Origin of the sequence: Streptomyces sp. NBC_01275 (assembly GCF_026340655.1) — a bacterium.
In the GTDB taxonomy this organism is placed as follows: Bacteria; Actinomycetota; Actinomycetes; order Streptomycetales; family Streptomycetaceae; genus Streptomyces.
Genome location: NZ_JAPEOZ010000001.1, coordinates 3,951,833 through 3,967,734 on the forward strand (window position 1 = coordinate 3,951,833; position 15,902 = coordinate 3,967,734).

The 15,902-nt window shown below is 70.6% G+C and carries 16 protein-coding genes and 1 tRNA gene; 12 read left to right on the forward strand and 5 right to left on the reverse strand.

The window, feature by feature from the left end; genetic code table 11:
* The first annotated feature begins 5 nt into the window (after positions 1-5).
* Positions 6-605 carry a YwqJ-related putative deaminase gene (locus tag OG562_RS17250; protein ID WP_266398549.1) on the forward strand — a complete coding sequence of 200 codons (600 nt, stop codon included), beginning with the start codon at positions 6-8 and terminating at the stop codon, positions 603-605.
* 154 nt (positions 606-759) lie between these two features.
* Positions 760-1,254, forward strand: coding sequence for an SUKH-3 domain-containing protein (locus tag OG562_RS17255; protein ID WP_266398551.1), 495 nt, complete (start codon positions 760-762; stop codon positions 1,252-1,254).
* A gap of 66 nt (positions 1,255-1,320) precedes the next feature.
* Here the strand turns inward: OG562_RS17255 and OG562_RS17260 are convergent, their stop codons facing one another.
* The gene (locus OG562_RS17260) at positions 1,321-2,613 is read right to left on the reverse strand and encodes a sensor histidine kinase (protein WP_266398553.1); all 1,293 of its coding nucleotides are present in this window, start codon (positions 2,611-2,613) and stop codon (positions 1,321-1,323) included.
* A 263-nt stretch (positions 2,614-2,876) separates the two neighbouring features.
* Here OG562_RS17260 and OG562_RS17265 point away from each other — a divergent pair.
* From OG562_RS17265 to OG562_RS17290, 6 genes are all read left to right on the forward strand, one after another.
* Positions 2,877-2,951, forward strand: a tRNA-Gln gene (locus OG562_RS17265).
* Between the two features lie 111 nt (positions 2,952-3,062).
* The gene (gene glmU, locus OG562_RS17270) at positions 3,063-4,511 is read left to right on the forward strand and encodes a bifunctional UDP-N-acetylglucosamine diphosphorylase/glucosamine-1-phosphate N-acetyltransferase GlmU (RefSeq protein WP_266398554.1); all 1,449 of its coding nucleotides are present in this window, start codon (positions 3,063-3,065) and stop codon (positions 4,509-4,511) included.
* A 143-nt stretch (positions 4,512-4,654) separates the two neighbouring features.
* Positions 4,655-5,629 (forward strand): ribose-phosphate diphosphokinase, encoded by a 975-nt coding sequence (locus OG562_RS17275; protein ID WP_266398555.1) that lies wholly within the window; start codon positions 4,655-4,657, stop codon positions 5,627-5,629.
* 183 nt (positions 5,630-5,812) lie between these two features.
* Entirely contained in the window at positions 5,813-6,397 is a 585-nt protein-coding gene (locus OG562_RS17280; RefSeq protein ID WP_266398558.1) for a 50S ribosomal protein L25/general stress protein Ctc, read from the forward strand.
* 134 nt (positions 6,398-6,531) lie between these two features.
* Positions 6,532-7,128 (forward strand): aminoacyl-tRNA hydrolase, encoded by a 597-nt coding sequence (gene pth / locus OG562_RS17285; RefSeq protein WP_266398559.1) that lies wholly within the window; start codon positions 6,532-6,534, stop codon positions 7,126-7,128.
* 64 nt (positions 7,129-7,192) lie between these two features.
* Positions 7,193-7,717, forward strand: coding sequence for a hypothetical protein (locus tag OG562_RS17290; protein ID WP_266398560.1), 525 nt, complete (start codon positions 7,193-7,195; stop codon positions 7,715-7,717).
* A gap of 136 nt (positions 7,718-7,853) precedes the next feature.
* Here the strand turns inward: OG562_RS17290 and ppc are convergent, their stop codons facing one another.
* Positions 7,854-10,595 carry a phosphoenolpyruvate carboxylase gene (ppc, locus tag OG562_RS17295; RefSeq protein WP_266398561.1) on the reverse strand — a complete coding sequence of 914 codons (2,742 nt, stop codon included), beginning with the start codon at positions 10,593-10,595 and terminating at the stop codon, positions 7,854-7,856.
* A 292-nt stretch (positions 10,596-10,887) separates the two neighbouring features.
* Here ppc and OG562_RS17300 point away from each other — a divergent pair, with 292 nt between their 5' ends.
* On the forward strand, positions 10,888-11,901 hold the full coding sequence (locus tag OG562_RS17300) for an acyl-CoA desaturase (protein ID WP_266398563.1): 1,014 nt from the start codon (positions 10,888-10,890) through the stop codon (positions 11,899-11,901).
* On the forward strand, positions 11,898-12,578 hold the full coding sequence (locus tag OG562_RS17305; protein WP_266398565.1) for a TetR/AcrR family transcriptional regulator: 681 nt from the start codon (positions 11,898-11,900) through the stop codon (positions 12,576-12,578). The genes OG562_RS17300 and OG562_RS17305 overlap by 4 nt, the downstream gene beginning before the upstream one ends.
* A 71-nt stretch (positions 12,579-12,649) precedes the next feature.
* Here the strand turns inward: OG562_RS17305 and OG562_RS17310 are convergent, their stop codons facing one another.
* The gene (locus OG562_RS17310) at positions 12,650-12,823 is read right to left on the reverse strand and encodes a CsbD family protein (RefSeq protein WP_266398567.1); all 174 of its coding nucleotides are present in this window, start codon (positions 12,821-12,823) and stop codon (positions 12,650-12,652) included.
* A 79-nt stretch (positions 12,824-12,902) separates the two neighbouring features.
* Positions 12,903-13,703: a trans-aconitate 2-methyltransferase gene (locus OG562_RS17315; RefSeq protein WP_266398569.1), complete on the reverse strand. Its 801-nt coding sequence runs from the start codon at positions 13,701-13,703 to the stop codon at positions 12,903-12,905.
* Positions 13,704-13,792: 89 nt separating this feature from the next.
* Between OG562_RS17315 and OG562_RS17320 the strand changes: the two genes are divergently transcribed.
* Positions 13,793-14,290, forward strand: a complete 498-nt coding sequence (locus OG562_RS17320) for a MarR family winged helix-turn-helix transcriptional regulator (protein WP_266398571.1) — start codon at positions 13,793-13,795, stop codon at positions 14,288-14,290.
* 58 nt (positions 14,291-14,348) lie between these two features.
* On the opposite strand, the gene OG562_RS17325 is transcribed toward OG562_RS17320, so the two are convergent.
* Positions 14,349-15,122, reverse strand: coding sequence for a response regulator transcription factor (locus tag OG562_RS17325; RefSeq protein ID WP_266398573.1), 774 nt, complete (start codon positions 15,120-15,122; stop codon positions 14,349-14,351).
* A gap of 263 nt (positions 15,123-15,385) precedes the next feature.
* On the opposite strand from OG562_RS17325, the gene OG562_RS17330 reads away from it, so the two are divergent.
* A complete protein-coding gene (locus OG562_RS17330) occupies positions 15,386-15,841 on the forward strand; it encodes an N-acetyltransferase (protein ID WP_266409335.1) in 456 nt (151 codons plus the stop codon).
* The last annotated feature ends 61 nt before the right edge of the window (positions 15,842-15,902 follow it).

Consider the following 15,902-nt stretch of genomic DNA (forward strand, 5'->3'; position numbering starts at 1 on the left):
CGATCATGAGCACGACGCAGACAGGGCCGCAGACGGGGCCACAAGCGGGCCCCCACGCGGGGGCACGGACAGGGCTGCAGACAGGGTCTCGCACAGGACCGCATGACGGCCCGAGGGGGGCCGCGTCCGGCGATCCCCGCATCGGCTGGTCCGCCACCGAGAGCCCGCACGCCCCCGTCCTCCTCCACCGCCGCGACGGCATACTCCCCACCGTCGCCGCCGCCCTCTCCGTCCGCGGCGCCACCCTCACCGGCACCGCCGCCCGCGGCGACCAGCCCCCGCCCCTGCACCCCCTCGTCCAGGACTTCCTGGACACCCTCACCAGCGCCCAACGCGACCGCTTCACCGGCCGCTGCGCCGAAGCGCTCCTCATCTCCCGCCAGATCGCCGCCGCCGACACCGCCCGCAGCAGACGCGCCGCGCGCAGACCGATGACCAACGGCGAGGCCCGCAGGGCACTCAAACAGGCCAAACTCACCGCCCGCCGCATCCGCGAGGACGGCGACCCCCTCCACGGCGCCTTCGCCGCCCCCTGCCGCGCCTGCGCCGCCCTCAGCGCCCACTTCGGCGTCCGCATCGTCGACCCCGCAACCAGCGACGACTGACCCCGGCCCCACCGCAGGCACCACCAGCAACAGTCACCACACCAGACACCAGACACCGGACACCGGGACGCAAGACACCGGACACCAGACACCGGACACCGGCAAGACGGCCCCGCCCGGGCCACGCACCACGATCTCGACGAACGAAGGGCAGATGCACCCCGACCGCACCTCCACCACGCGCTTCCCCGTACCCGTCGACGCCGCCCTGCGCGCCGCCGGCTGGCAACCCGGACGCTGGGACATCAAACAAGCCGAGACCTGGGCCGACGCCCTGCGCGAACACACCTCGCCCGCCGGCCACCGCCACGCCGTCTTCCCCGCCGCCGTCGAAGCCTGGGCCGAATTCGGCGGCCTCGCCGTCAAACCCACCGGCCCAGGCCGCCAGGTCGCCCCCTGCGCCCTCCATCTCGACCCCCTGCACGGCCTCCACATGGCCCGCACCCTCGCCGACCTCGGCCGCGCCCTCGACACCGACGTCAGCCCCCTCGGCACCGAGACCGACACCCACGCCCTGCTCGCCATCGACGCCGAAGGCCGTGTCTACGCCCTCGACCACACCGGCGACTGGTACCTCGGCCCCGACATCGACCAGGCCCTCGGCACCCTCGTCTCCGGCATAGAACCCGTACGCCTCACCGCGGACTGACCCCGCACCGCATCGCACCGCCCAGCCCCCGGACCGCCGGGCCTGCCCCGCCCCGCCCCGCCGGGCCTACGCCGCCGGAATCACCGCCGACACCCGGAAACCCCCCGCCTCCGTCGGCCCGGACACGAACACCCCGCCCAGCGCCACCACCCGCTCCTTCATCCCCACCAGCCCATTGCCCCCCGACGGCAACCCCGCCGACGACGACCCCAACTCCGGCGGGGGCTCGTTCTCCACCTGCATCGCGATCTCCGCCGCCCGATGCGCCAGCCGCACATGCGTCTTCGCGCCCGCCGCATGCTTGTGCACGTTCGTCAGCGCCTCCTGCACCACCCGATACGCCGTCTGCTCGATCTCCGGCGCATACGACCGCGTGTCCCCCTCCACCGACAGATCGACCACCATCCCCGCGGCCGCCGACTGCCCCACCAGCTCGTCCAGCTCCTCCAGGCACGGCCCCTCCCCCTCCTCCACCACCCGCGAGACGACCATCGCCGCGGCCACCCCCACCGCCGCCAGCGGCGCCGACGTCCGCTCCGCCCCGCCGCTGCGCAACACCCCGAGCATCTCCCGCAACTCGGTCAACGCCTGCCGCCCCATGTCTCCCACCAGCGCCGCGTTCCGCACCGCCTTCTCGGGGTCCTTCCGCGCCACCGCCTGCAACGCGGCCGCGTGCACCACCATCAGGCTCACCCGATGCGCGACCACGTCGTGCATCTCCCGCGCGATCCGCGTCCGCTCCTCGTTGCGCGCCCACTCGGCCCGCTCCTCCGCCCGCTCCGCGAGCAGCATCAACTCCCGCTCCAGGCTGTCCGCCCGCTCCCGCAGGCTCTCCATCAGCCGCCGCCGAGCCCCCACATACAGCCCGAGCAGCAACGGCGGGGCGGTCATCCCCACGGCGGTGGTGATCGAGGCGAACGGAACGAACCAGTCCCCCAGGTCCAGATCCCCCTGCGCCATGTCCTGCCGCACCCGCACGAACATCACGATCAGCATCCCCACCAGCGACATCCCCGCCAGTGACGCGATGATCCGGCGCGGCAACTCCGAGGCGGCCAGCGTGTACAGGCCGACGATGCCCATCAGATAGCCCATCTGGGCCGGCGTGATGGCGATCGACACCAGCACCACGGCGATCGGCCACTTCCGCCGCACCAGCAACGCGGAGCCGGCCACCAGCCCGAACACGATCCCCGCCGCCGTCGGGATCCCCGCATCCCGCGCGAACCGGATCCCCTCCGCCGCGCACTCCAGCGCGGACACGAACGCCAGCCCCGCATCGAACGCCGCGCTACGCCACCTGGTCCACCACCAAGGCCCTCCCAGGGCCCCGGCGTGCTCTTCCCCCGTCGTGGTCATGCCTCCAGCCTACGGGCGCGGACCCCGCCTTTTCCGGCGAGTTTCACCGACTGGCCTACACCACACTCCGTAACCGAACACCATCGAAACCCACCGATATCCCTCGAACTGCCGAACCAGGCCCCGGAGCCCGGCCGTCGACCGACCGCCGCCCGACCGCCGCCCGACCGTCGATCTACACCGTCGCATCGAAGGCCGGTGGTACGGCATAGTAGGAACCGCCACTCGGCGACCTGACCGAAAGTCCGGTTTAGCCGAATTGTTCCCCTGTGGTGTAATTGGCAGCACTGTGGCTTTTGGTGCCATATGTCCGGGTTCGAGTCCTGGCGGGGGAGCCATGCTCGGTTCGGGCCCTGACAGCACTGTCGGGGCCCACTCTCATGTCCCCCAAGAAACGCCCCGGTATCCTTCGGATGTCCCCACCTCATCCACAGCCGAAGGGCAACTCCGTGAGCGCCATTCGCCCGGCAGCCGTCGTCGTACTCGCAGCGGGTGAGGGCACCCGTATGAAGTCGGCCACACCGAAGGTCCTGCACGAGATCTGCGGCCGCTCCCTGGTGGGCCATGTGCTGGCCGCCGCCCGTGCGTTGGACCCCGAGAACCTGGTCGTAGTGGTCGGGCACGCACGGGAGAAGGTCATCGCGCATCTGGGCGACGTCGACCCGCACGTACGGACCGCCGTGCAGGCGGAGCAGAACGGCACCGGGCACGCCGTGCGCATCGGGCTGGAGGAGCTCGGCGGCAGCGTCGACGGGACGGTCGTGGTCGTCTGCGGCGACACCCCCCTCCTCACCGGCGCGACGCTCGCCCGGCTCACCGCCACCCATCACGCCGACGGCAACGCCGTGACCGTGCTGACCGCCGAGGTCCCGGACGCGACCGGTTACGGCCGGATCGTGCGGGACGAGGCCACCGGCGCGGTCACCGGGATCGTCGAGCACAAGGACGCCACCGACGCCGAGCGGGCGATCCGTGAGATCAACTCCGGGGTGTTCGCGTTCGACGGGGCGCTGCTGGTGGACGCGCTGAAGAAGGTCCGTACGGACAACAGCCAGGGCGAGGAGTATCTGACGGACGTCCTGGGGATCCTGCGCGAGGCCGGTCACCGCGTCGGCGCGTCGGTCGCGGCCGATCACCACGAGATCGCCGGGATCAACAACCGCGTCCAGCTGAGCGAGGCCCGGCGGATCCTCAACGACCGGCTGCTGACCGCCGCGATGCTCTCCGGGGTGACCGTCGTCGACCCGGCGACCACCTGGGTCGATGTGACGGTGACCTTCGAGCAGGACGCCGTCGTCCACCCGGGCACGCAGCTGCACGGGGCGACCCATCTGGGCGAGGGCGCGGAGGTGGGCCCCAACAGCCGGCTGAAGGACACGGTCGTCGGCGCGGGGGCCCGGGTGGACAACACGGTGTCCGACAGCTCCCGCATCGGCGCGCACGCGATCGTCGGTCCCTTCGCCTACCTCCGTCCCGGCACCCGGCTCGGGGCGAAGGGCAAGATCGGCACGTACGTCGAGACGAAGAACGCGTCGATCGGGGAGGGGTCGAAGATCCCGCATCTCTCCTACGTCGGCGACGCGACGATCGGCGAGTACACGAACATCGGCGCGGCGAGCGTGTTCGTGAACTACGACGGACAGGACAAACACCACACGACGGTCGGCTCGCACTGTCGTACGGGTTCGGACAACATGTTTGTGGCTCCTGTCACGGTCGGGGACGGCGCGTACACCGCCGCCGGGTCCGTGATCACGAAGGATGTGCCGCCCGGTTCGCTGGCCGTGGCCCGTGGTCAGCAGCGGAATATCGAGGGCTGGGTGGCTCGCAAGCGCCCGGGCAGCGCGGCGGCGAAGGCCGCGGAGACGGCCTCTCGCCAGGAGGAAAGCGAAAGCTGACCGGAAACAGGCGCGTCGAACACGGCGTACCGTGATAAGTGCACACCCGCACCCCACCAGCTGAAACGGCCTCTCGTGCCCAGCCCAGAGCGGTTGAGAGGTCGCTCGACATGCCAGCTGAGAACCTCTGAGGAGACAGTGCTGTGACCGGGATCAAGACGACCGGCGAGAAGAAGATGATGTTCTTCTCCGGCCGCGCCCACCCCGAGCTTGCCGAGGAGATCGCCCGTCAGCTGGAAGTCGGGGTCGTCCCGACGAAGGCCTTCGATTTCGCCAACGGCGAGATCTACGTCCGGTATCAGGAGTCGGCGCGTGGTGCGGACTGCTTTCTGATCCAGAGCCACACGGCTCCGATCAACAAGTGGATCATGGAGCAGTTGATCATGATCGACGCGCTGAAGCGTGCCTCGGCGCGCTCCATCACGGTGATCGTGCCGTTCTACGGTTATGCGCGCCAGGACAAGAAGCACCGCGGCCGCGAGCCGATCTCGGCCCGTCTCGTCGCGGACATGATGAAGACGGCGGGCGCCGACCGCATCCTGACCGTGGATCTGCACACGGATCAGATCCAGGGCTTCTTCGACGGTCCCGTGGATCATCTCTTCGCGCTGCCGCTGCTCGCGGACTACGTCGGCCAGAAGGTGGACCGCGCCAAGCTGACCGTGGTCTCGCCGGACGCCGGCCGGGTGCGGGTCGCCGACCGCTGGTGCGACCGGCTCGGTGCGCCGCTGGCGATCGTGCACAAGCGGCGCGACAAGGACGTGGCCAACCAGGTGACCGTCCACGAGGTCGTCGGCGAGGTCGAGGGCCGGGTGTGCGTGCTGGTCGACGACATGATCGACACGGGCGGCACGATCTGCGCGGCCGCGGACGCGCTGTTCGCGCACGGTGCGGAGGACGTCATCGTGACGGCGACGCACGGCGTGCTGTCGGGTCCGGCGGCGGACCGTCTGAAGAACTCCAAGGTGAGCGAGTTCGTGTTCACCAACACCCTGCCCACCCCGGGCGAGCTGGAGCTGGACAAGATCACGGTGCTCTCCATCGCGCCGACGATCGCGAGTGCGGTGCGCGAGGTGTTCGAGGACGGTTCGGTGACGAGCCTGTTCGACGAGCAGTGAGCCGCTGACCGAGGCGCATGATCGATTTTCCTGCGGCCTCCCTGGCCGAGTAGACTGCACCAGTTGCTCGGCGAGGGAGGCCGTACCCATGGGTGCGGCGGTCCGTTATCGACGCGCTCTTCGTAGCAGGCCGATGGTTTGGCCGGGTGACCACCTTTCCCCAGAGTTCTACGAGGAGTGAACATGGCCGAGGTCAAGCTCGCCGCCGAGACCCGCACCGAGTTCGGCAAGGGCGCCGCCCGCCGTATCCGCCGCGCCAGCAAGGTTCCCGCCGTGGTGTACGGCCACGGCGCCGACCCGGTCCACATCACGCTGCCGGGCCACGAGCTGCAGCTCGCCCTGCGCACCCCGAACGTCCTGCTCAGCCTGGACATCGAGGGCAAGACCCAGCTGGCCATCCCGAAGGCCGTGCAGCGCGACGCGATCAAGGGCTTCCTGGACCACGTCGACCTGCTCCTCGTGAAGCGCGGCGAGAAGGTCAACGTCGAGGTCTACGTGCACACCGAGGGCGAGCTGGCCCCGGGCGCCTACCTGCTCGAGCACGTGCTGAGCACGCTGAACGTCGAGGCCGAGGCCACGCACATCCCCGAGTCGGTCACCGTCTCCATCGCGGGCCTCGAGGCCGGCGCGGCCATCCTCGCCAAGGACATCCCGCTGCCCGAGGGCACCACGCTGGCGACCGACGAGGACGCGGTCGTCCTCCAGGTCCTGGCCGCCCAGGCGGAGGAGGCCCCGGCGGACGCCGAGGCCGAGACCACCGAGGCCTGACCGGCGTTCAGCGGCAGTCGTCGTCACGCCCGTCCGCCGGGCACCCGACGCTGCAGGCTGCACCCACCGCAGTACGAGACATCAGCCGCCGTTCTCCTCGGGGAACGGCGGCTGGCGCGTAAGGAGAAACGGACGTGACCACCCCCGCCAACGCCCCCTGGCTGATCGTGGGCCTCGGCAATCCCGGACCCGAGTACGCCATGAACCGGCACAACGTGGGTTTCATGGTGGCCGATCTGCTGGCCGAGCGGATCGGGGGGAGGTTCAAGCGGGCGGGCAAGGCGCAGGCTCAGGTCGTCGAGGGGCGGACCGGGCCGCCGGGGCCGGCCGGCCGTCGGGTGATCCTGGCGAAGCCGATGTCGTTCATGAACCTGTCGGGCGGTCCGGTGAACGCGCTGCGGGACTTCTACAAGGTGCCGTTGACGAACGTCATCGCCGTGCACGACGAGCTGGACATCGACTACGGCGTGCTGCGGCTGAAGCTGGGCGGCGGGGACAACGGGCACAACGGTCTGAAGTCGATGACGAAGGCGATGGGCGCGGAGTACCACCGGGTGCGGTTCGGGATCGGGCGGCCGCCGGGGCGGATGCAGGTGGCGGACTTCGTGCTGAAGGACTTCGCCTCCGCGGAGCGCAAGGAGCTGGACTACTTCGTCGACCGGGCGGCGGACGCGGCGGAGGCGCTGGTGCTGGAGGGTCTGGAGCGGGCGCAAAGCACGTACAACTCCTGACTTGTCCCCTGTTCGCCCCCTCCCTTTCGCCCCGGTGAGTTGACCGTTCGCGGGGGTATGGCCAATGATCCCCGCCATGCCTGCCACCGCAGCCTCGTCCCACCGCCGTAAGCGATCTTCCCGTAAAGGGTCGGCGACCGCGCTGCGGTTCGGGCGGCTGGCGGCGATGGGCGCGGTGGCCGTGCTGATCCTGATCGCGGGGGTGTGGGGTTCCTGGGGAACCGCGCAGCACGTGATGCTGACCAAGGGCCGGGAGCGGGGCACGGTCGAGGTGACCCGGTGCGGTACGGAGACCTGCACGGGTCCGTACACGCCGTCGTCGGCGGGGTCGACGGCACGCGCGCGCGTGGTGATCGAGAAGTCGGTGGCGGTGCAGAAGGGGCGGACGTACACGGTCGTCGTGAAGCCGGACACCGACGAGGTGGTGCGCTCGGGTCCGGCCGGGGTCCTGTTCGCGTGGGTGCCGATGGGCGGAGCGCTGCTGCTCGCGTCGGTGGTGGTGGCCGGCGGTCTGGGCCGGGCACGGGTGGGCTGGGCGTTGGCGGGGACGGGCGTGGCGCTGCTGACGGCGGCTTTCCTGGCCGTGTGACCCGACACCGGGCGGCCCGACACCGGGCGCGCTGGAGGAACACCGGGCGGCCTGCAAAAAAGGGGGCGCCCTCACGTTCGTACGACATGTGCATGCGTACGAAGGCGAGGGCGCCCCTTCTTCTGTGTGCGTCGGGTCAGCCGGTGTTGCGCAGGCCCGCCGCCACGCCGTTGACGGTGAGGAGGAGGGCACGGGCGAGGAGGGGGTCGGGTTCGGCGCCGGCGGCGGCCGCGTCGCGCTGGCGCTTGAGGAGGGTGACCTGGAGGTAGGAGATGGGGTCGAGGTAGGCGTCGCGGATGGTGAAGGTCTGCTTGAGGACGGGGGTGGCGGCCAGCAGTTCCCGCTCGCCGGTGATCTTCAGGACCTCGGCGACGGTGAGCGCGTGTTCGGCCTTGATGCGGTCGAAGACGGGCTTGAGGTGGTCGGGGACGAGGGTGTCGACGTAGTGCTGGGCGATGCGCAGGTCGGTCTTGGCGAGGGTCATCTCGACGTTGGAGACGAAGTTCTGGAAGAAGTGCCACTGTCCGTGCATCTCGTCCAGGACGGTGTCGAGGCCCGCCTCGCGCAGGGCCTTCAGCCCCGACCCCACCCCGTACCAGCCGGGGACGATCTGGCGGGACTGGGTCCAGCCGAAGACCCACGGGATGGCGCGCAGGCCGTCGAGGCCGGCGCCGGAGTCGGGGCGGCGGGAGGGCCGGGAGCCGAGGTGCAGGTCGGCGAGCTGGTCGACGGGGGTGGAGGCGAAGAAGTAGGCGGGGAGGTCGGGGTCCTCGACGAGGGTGCGGTACGCGGAGTGCGCGGCGTCGGAGACGACGTCCATGGCGGCGTCCCAGCGGGCGAGGGCCTCGTCGGACTGGCGGGGCGAGGTGTGCAGGGCGGAGGCCTGGAGGGTCGCGGCGACCGTCAGTTCCAGGTTCTCGCGGGCCAGCGACGGGATGAGGTACTTGTCGGAGATGACCTCGCCCTGTTCGGTGACCTTGATCTCGCCCTCCAGGGTGCCCCAGGGCTGGGCGAGGATGGCGTCGTGGGAGGGGCCGCCGCCGCGGCCGACGGTGCCGCCGCGGCCGTGGAAGAGGCGCAGGCGGACGCCGTAGCGGTGGGCGACGTCGCGCAGACGGCGCTGGGCGCGGTGGATCTCCCACTGGCTGGTGGTGATGCCGCCGAACTTGGAGGAGTCGGAGTAGCCGAGCATGACCTCCTGGACGTCTCCGCGCAGCGCGACGAGGCGCCGGTAGGAGGGGTCGGAGAGCATGTCCTCGAGGATGGTGTCGGCGGCCTTGAGCTCGTCGGTGGTCTCCAGCAGGGGCACGATGCCGATCTTGGCCCAGCCGGCGTGCAGGTCGACGAGGCCGGCCTCGCGGGCGAGGACGGCGGCGGCGAAGACGTCGTCGGCGCCCTGGCACATGGAGATGATGTACGACTCGACGACCTTGGGTCCGAAGACCTCCAGGGCGCGCTTGACGGTGAGGAAGACGCCGAGGGTCTTCTCGCCGGCCGCGTCGACGGGCGCCGGGGTGGGGGCGAGCGGGCGGCGCGAGCGCAGCTCCTTGGCGAGGAGCTTCGTACGGTAGTCGCGGGGCATGTCGGTGTAGCGCCAGGACTCCTCGCCGAGGCGGTCGAAGAGCTGGCCGAGGGCGTGGTGGTGGGCGTCGGCGTGCTCGCGGACGTCCATGGTGGCGAGCTGGAGGCCGAAGGCGGCCAGCGTGCGGATGGTGCGGTTCATCCGGCCGTCGGCGAAGAGGCCGCCGCGGTGTTCGCGCAGCGAGGTCTGGATGAGGGTGAGGTCGGCGAGGAGTTCGTCGGTGCCGAGGTAGTCGTGGCCCGGATCGTGGGGGGTGCCCTTGGCGAGGCGCTGCTTGGTGTTCTCCAGCTTCTGCCGGATGCAGGTGGCCTTGAGCCGGTAGGGCTCCTCGGCGTTGAGGCGCTTGTAGCGGGGGCTGATCTCGGGGAGCCGCTCCAGGTCGCCCTGGAGGGATTCCAGGAGTTCCTCGGTGGCGCCGGTGTAGCGGATGGAGTTGGAGAGGAACCCGCGCAGTTCGTCGATCATCTCCAGGGCGTCGTTGATGCCGTGCTCGTGCTGGAGGATCAGGACGTCCCAGGTGACCTGGGGGGTGACGTTGGGGTTGCCGTCGCGGTCGCCGCCGATCCAGGTGCCGAAGGTGAGGGGGCGGGTGTCCTCGGGGAGCTTGACGCCGACCCGCTCCAGCTCGGCCGTGAGGTCTTCCAGGACGTCGCCCACCGCTCCCGCGTGGAGCTCGTCGAGGTAGTAGATGGCGTTGCGGGCCTCGTCGGCGGGTTCGGGGCGTACGACGCGCAGCTCGTCCGTCTGCCAGACGAGGTCGATGTTCTCGGCCAGCCGGGTGTCGTAGCGGCGGCGGTCGGCCTCGATGACGGGGGTCTCCAGGAGCGCGGCGATGCGCCGGAGCTTGTTGAGCACCGACCGGCGCGCGGCCTCGGTGGGGTGCGCCGTGAACACGGGGCGAACATTGAGGTTGCGGACGGTCTCGCGGACGTGGTCGGGGTCGGCGTCCTTGAGCCGGTCGGCGGTGCGGGCCAGCAGGCCGCCTTCGGCGGCGCGGCGCTCGCGCAGTTCGCGGCCGCGGTGCACCTGCTCGGTGACGTTGGCGAGGTGGAAGTACGTGGAGAAGGCGCGGACCAGCTTGGCCGCGGTCTCCAGTTCGATGCCGCGCAGCAGGTCGGCTGCGGCTTCGCCGTCCTCGCGGGTGAGGCGGCGGACCTTCTCGACCAGGTCGAGGAGCTCGGGGCCCTCCTGCCGGACGAGGGTCTCCCCGAGGAGGTCACCCAGTCGGCGGATGTCGGCGCGCAGCTCCGTGCTGGTCGTCGTGGTGGCCTGGCCAAGGTCGTCGGCACTGCTCACAGGTGCGGCTCCTTGCAGTGTTTGAAGCTCGTCCGGGAGGGGACCCGGTGACCGTCCTGGCGGCGGGGGCCGCATACGGGGCGGACATCCGGGAAGAAACAGAGCGGACCGCGCTGTCCGACCGTCTCCAAGGATAGGTGTCCGCGGGGACGCGCAGGTCGGCGGGCTCTTGCCGTCGGGCGGCGCACTGCCATACTTACGATGCCGTAGGTTACGGAACCGTAGGAAGTGGTAGGCGGTTCTCCGGCCGGTGCGGCACCTCCCTCATTCCAAGACCCCCCAGGGGACACGCATGACCACAGGCTCCTCCAACGTGATCGAAGACCCTTCGAAGGCGCCCGACGACACCCCCGCCCCCTCCGCCACGCTGGGTGGCGAGCAGAAGCGTTCGATCGAGCAGATCACGCTGCTGCTCTTCATCACCGTCCCGTTCCTCGCGCTGCTGGCGGCCGTGCCGCTGGCGTGGGGCTGGGGGGTGAGCTGGCTGGACCTCGGTCTGCTGGTCTTCATGTACTACCTCGGCTGCCATGGCATCACCATCGGCTTCCACCGCTACTTCACCCACGGCTCCTTCAAGGCGAAGCGGCCGCTCCGGATCGCGCTGGCGATCATGGGGTCGATGGCGGTGGAGGGGCCGCTGGTGCGCTGGGTGGCGGACCATCGCAAGCACCACAAGTTCTCCGACGCGGAGGGCGACCCGCATTCGCCGTGGCGGTTCGGGGAGACGGTCCCGGCGCTGGTGAAGGGCCTGTGGTGGGCGCACATCGCATGGATGTTCGACGAGGAGCAGACCCCGCAGGAGAAGTACGCGCCCGACCTGATCAAGGACCCGGCGATCCGGGCGATCTCGCGTCAGTTCATCTTCTGGACGATGCTGTCGCTGGCGCTGCCGCCGCTGGTCGGCGGGCTGGTGACGATGTCCTGGTGGGGCGCGTTCACGGCGTTCTTCTGGGGCTCGCTGGTACGCGTGGCGCTCCTGCACCACGTCACCTGGTCGATCAACTCCATCTGCCACGCGGTGGGCAAGCGCCCCTTCAAGTCGCGGGACCGCTCGGGCAACGTGTGGTGGCTGGCGGTGCTGTCCTGCGGCGAGTCCTGGCACAACCTGCACCACGCCGACCCGACGTCGGCGCGGCACGGGGTGGAGCGGGGTCAGCTGGACTCCTCGGCGCGGTTCATCCGCTGGTTCGAGATGCTCGGCTGGGCCTACGACGTGCGCTGGCCGTCACGCTCACGTATCGATTCGCGCCGTAACACGGACGAGGACCGCTTCCGACGCGGGAAGGCGACCGCCGACGCGGCATGATGGACGGCGTGGCGATCGATCCCAGCGGTACCCCCAGCAACGAAGCGAAGCCGAGGCGCGCCCGTCGCACCCGTATGACGGGGGCGGAGCGCCGGCAGCAGTTGCTGGAGATCGGTCGCACCCTGTTCGCGGCGAAGGGCTTCGAGGGCACGTCGGTGGAGGAGATCGCGGCGAAGGCCGGGGTCTCCAAGCCGGTGGTGTACGAGCACTTCGGCGGCAAGGAGGGCTTGTACGCGGTCGTCGTGGACCGTGAGATGCGACGCCTGCTGGACGGGGTGACGAGCTCGCTCACCGCCGGTCACCCCCGCGAGCTCCTGGAACAGGCGGCCTTCGCCCTCCTCGACTACATCGAGGAGTACACGGACGGGTTCCGCATCCTGGTCCGCGACTCCCCCATCCCCCAGTCCACGGGCTCCTTCGCCTCGCTCATCTCCGACATCGCCACCCAGGTGGAGGACATCCTGGGCCGCGAGTTCAAGAGCCGAGGCTTCGACCCCAAACTGGCCCCCCTCTACGCCCAGGCCCTGGTCGGCATGGTCGCCCTGACCGGCCAGTGGTGGCTGGACGTGCGCCGCCCGAAGAAGGCGGAGGTCGCGGCCCATCTGGTGAACCTGTCGTGGCACGGGCTGGACGGCTTGGAGCAGAAGCCTCACCTGATAGGGCGACGGAAGGCTTAGCAGGGCGATGCGAAGAGCCGGCGACCAGGACGGGGCCCGTCCTGGTCGCCGGCTCTTCGCATCGCTCCCGCTCAGTGCTTGAAGACGTCCTTCATCTTCTCCTTCGCCTGGCGCGCGTCGCCCTTCGCCTGCCCGGCGCGGCCCTCGGCCTCCATCCGCTCGTTGCCCACGGCGCGGCCGACGGTCTCCTTGGCCTTGCCCTTGGCCTGTTCCTTCTTCGCCCTGGCCTTCTGTTCTCGTGCCACCTTGGATCACTCCCAGCGGGTTCGACTCGGGTGTCACCCCAGGTATCCCTCAGCCCGCCGCTCAAACGCCCGCTGCGCCTCACTCCCCCTTCGTGGCCACCGCGAACAGCCGCCGGAACGGCAGGACGGTGCCGTAGGACGTCGTCGGGTAGGCCTCGCGGAGCAGGGCGCGGTAGTCGGTGACGAAGGCGTCGCGAGCCTCGGGGTCGTCGGCGAGGGTGGTGAGGACGGGGCGCAGGCCGGTGCCCCTGACCCAGTCGAGGACGGGGTCCTCGCCCTGCAGGACGTGGTGGTACGTGGTCGTCCAGACGTCGGTCGCGCAGCCGAGGCGGGCGAGCCGGTCGAGGTAGACGCCGGGCGCGTGGACGGAGTCCACGGGGCGCAGCACCTCGCCGAGCCGGGCTTTCCAGCGGGGCGTGTTCCCGAGCTCGCGCATGAGGGCGTGCAGGGGCGCGTCGATGTTGTGCGGGACCTGGAAGGCGAAGGTCCCGCCGGGCGCGAGGCCGTCCAGCCAGCCGGCGAAGGAGTCGAGGTGCCCGGGGACCCAGTGCAGGGCCGCGTTCGACACGATCAGGTCGTACGTCTCCGTCGGCGTCCAGGTGGCGAGGTCGGCGTGGGCGAAGTCGAGCCGCGCGCCGGCGTGCGCTGCCGCGTCGGCGAGCATCTGGGGCGAGTTGTCGTAGCCGGTGATGCGGGCGGCGGGCCAGCGGTCGGCGAGGACGGCGGTGACGTTGCCGGGGCCGCAGCCGAGGTCGGCGATGCGGGGCGGGTCGCCGGGCAGGTCGGGGACGCGGGCGAGGAGGTCGGCGAAGGGGCGGGCCCGGTGGCCGGCGTGACGCAGGTACTGGGCGGGGTCCCAGGTGGGGTTGGTCGTCGTCATGCCTCGTACTGTCCCCCCCGACTTATCTTGATGTCAAGAGACTCGATATCAAGAGACTTCATGTCGACACAACCACTACACTGATCGTCATGGAGGACGAGGTCGATCGGCTGGTCGCAGCGTGGCGCCGGGAGCGCCCGGACCTCGACGTGGAGCCGCTGGAAGTACTCAGCCGGGTGAGCAGACTGGCCCGGCACCTGGACCGGGCACGCCGACTGGCGTTCTCCGAACACCAGCTGGAGCCCTGGGAGTTCGACGTCCTGACGGCGCTGCGGCGCGCGGGCGCCCCGTATCAGCTCTCGCCGGGGCAGCTGCTGACGCAGACCCTGGTGACGTCGGGCACGATGACGAACCGCATCGACCGGCTGACCAAGAAGGGCCTGGTGGAGCGGCTGCCGGATCCGAGCGACCGGCGCGGTGTGCTGGTGCGCCTCACGGACGACGGCAAGGACCGCGCCGACCAGGCCCTGGCCGGACTGCTCGCACAGGAGAGGGCGATCCTGTCCGAACTCTCCCACGCCCAACGCGCCGACCTTGCCGGACTCCTACGTCAGCTGACCGCCCCGTTCGACAACATCCCGGGCTGAGGGCCTGCCGGGCAGATCAGGCCGGAGACGCGGGGCGTGGCACGCGCACCCCAGCCGATCAGGCGCTGTTGGTCTGCTCCAGCCTGATCTGCCCGGCAGGCCCTAGGTCGACCGGCCCCACCCCTGCGCGGCGCGCCAGTGCGACGGCCGCGAGGGTGGAGTGGACGCCCAGTTTGCCGAGGACGTTCTGCATATGGGTGCGGACGGTGTGCGGGGAGAGGAACAGGCGCTCGGCGACGGCCTTGCGCCCCAGGCCCGCGACCATGCAGCGCAGCACCTCCCGCTCCCTCGGCGTGAGGGACTCGACCAGCCGTTCGCTCTCGGTGCGGTGTTTGCGCGCGGCCGTCAACTCCCGCAGGACGCCGGTGAGCAGGGCGGGCGGGAGATGGGTCTCCTCGCGCAGCACCCCCCGGATGACGGTCAGCAGCCGCGACAGCGAGCAGTCCTTCGCCACCCAGCCGGACGCCCCGGCCTGCAGGGCGAGGGCCGCGCGACGCGGATCGTCCTTCTCGGCGAGGACGACGACACGGACGTGCGGCTGCGCGGAACGCACGCCCACGACCAGCGAGATCCCGTCGACCAGCCCGTCCTCCCCCACCTCCGGCACGGGCACGGCGGGCCGTATGCCCGGCAGCGCGGCGCCCAGGTCGGCGTCGACGAGCAGCACGTCGTACCGACGGCCTTCGGAGGCGGCGCGCTCTATGCTGCGCAGCGCCGCCGGGCCGCTGCCGGCCGCGGACACGTCGACATCGGGCTCGGCGGCCAGAGCCGCGGCGAGCGACTCGGCGAAGATACGGTGGTCGTCGACGACCAGAACTCGGATGCGAACCACGAAACCCCCTTCCCCAAGCTCCTTGACAGAGCAGGGGATACCCCAGGTCCGGAAAAGTGACGACCGGCGCGGGTACGACGCCCGAAGGGAATGCCGCTACCGCACGGCCGCCGCCGTGCAGAGACTGCTACCCCCACTGCGGGCGCCGTACCCGACTGTCTCGCCCCCTGATCAGCACCGGCCCCCACCGGTGCTGTTTCACAGCGTAGGGCCGTGGGCGGACAGCGGAAGGCAAATTGCAGAACTGATTGGCCAGCGCGTTTATGGTGTGCCGCATGTTTCGTCTTGAGACAGAAGTCGACAGGACTCGGCGCGATCTGCTCCGCTCCCGGCTCTACGACACCAACACCGCGGCCTCCCCGACCCTGCGCGCCCTGCGCGGCACCCCCGCCGAACGCGAGGCCCCGCTGCACGTCTGGGCGTCGGACGGCGCCGGTGACCTGGTCGGCGGCCTGGTCGGCCACACCTGGACGACCTGGCTGCACATCACCTATCTCTGGGTGGACGCCCGCCACCGCGGCACCGGTCTGGGCACCCTCCTGCTCGCCGAGGCGGAACGCATCGCCTCCACGGAACGCGGCTGCCGTCGCGCCCGCCTGGAGACCTGGGACTTCCAGGCCCCGGAGTTCTACCAGGGGCGCGGATACGAGGTGGTGTGCGTGATCGAGGACTACCCGCCGGGGATCACGGAGTTCACGCTGACCAAGCGATTGGGGTGAGCGGGAGGTGACGAGCGGGGTCGGCGCGCCCCGAACGACGAACCGGGCCCCGTACGTGATC

Bases quoted from the DNA above. Each gene is read 5' to 3' on its own strand.
- OG562_RS17330 (WP_266409335.1), top strand. From the start codon at position 15,386: ATGGTGTGCCGCATGTTTCGTCTTGAGACAGAAGTCGACAGGACTCGG.
- OG562_RS17315 (WP_266398569.1), bottom strand. From the start codon at position 13,703: ATGACGACGACCAACCCCACCTGGGACCCCGCCCAGTACCTGCGTCAC.
- OG562_RS17320 (WP_266398571.1), top strand. From the start codon at position 13,793: ATGGAGGACGAGGTCGATCGGCTGGTCGCAGCGTGGCGCCGGGAGCGC.
- OG562_RS17300 (WP_266398563.1), top strand. From the start codon at position 10,888: ATGACCACAGGCTCCTCCAACGTGATCGAAGACCCTTCGAAGGCGCCC.
- OG562_RS17290 (WP_266398560.1), top strand. From the start codon at position 7,193: ATGATCCCCGCCATGCCTGCCACCGCAGCCTCGTCCCACCGCCGTAAG.
- OG562_RS17305 (WP_266398565.1), top strand. From the start codon at position 11,898: ATGATGGACGGCGTGGCGATCGATCCCAGCGGTACCCCCAGCAACGAA.
- OG562_RS17250 (WP_266398549.1), top strand. From the start codon at position 6: ATGAGCACGACGCAGACAGGGCCGCAGACGGGGCCACAAGCGGGCCCC.
- OG562_RS17280 (WP_266398558.1), top strand. From the start codon at position 5,813: ATGGCCGAGGTCAAGCTCGCCGCCGAGACCCGCACCGAGTTCGGCAAG.
- OG562_RS17260 (WP_266398553.1), bottom strand. From the start codon at position 2,613: ATGACCACGACGGGGGAAGAGCACGCCGGGGCCCTGGGAGGGCCTTGG.
- OG562_RS17255 (WP_266398551.1), top strand. From the start codon at position 760: ATGCACCCCGACCGCACCTCCACCACGCGCTTCCCCGTACCCGTCGAC.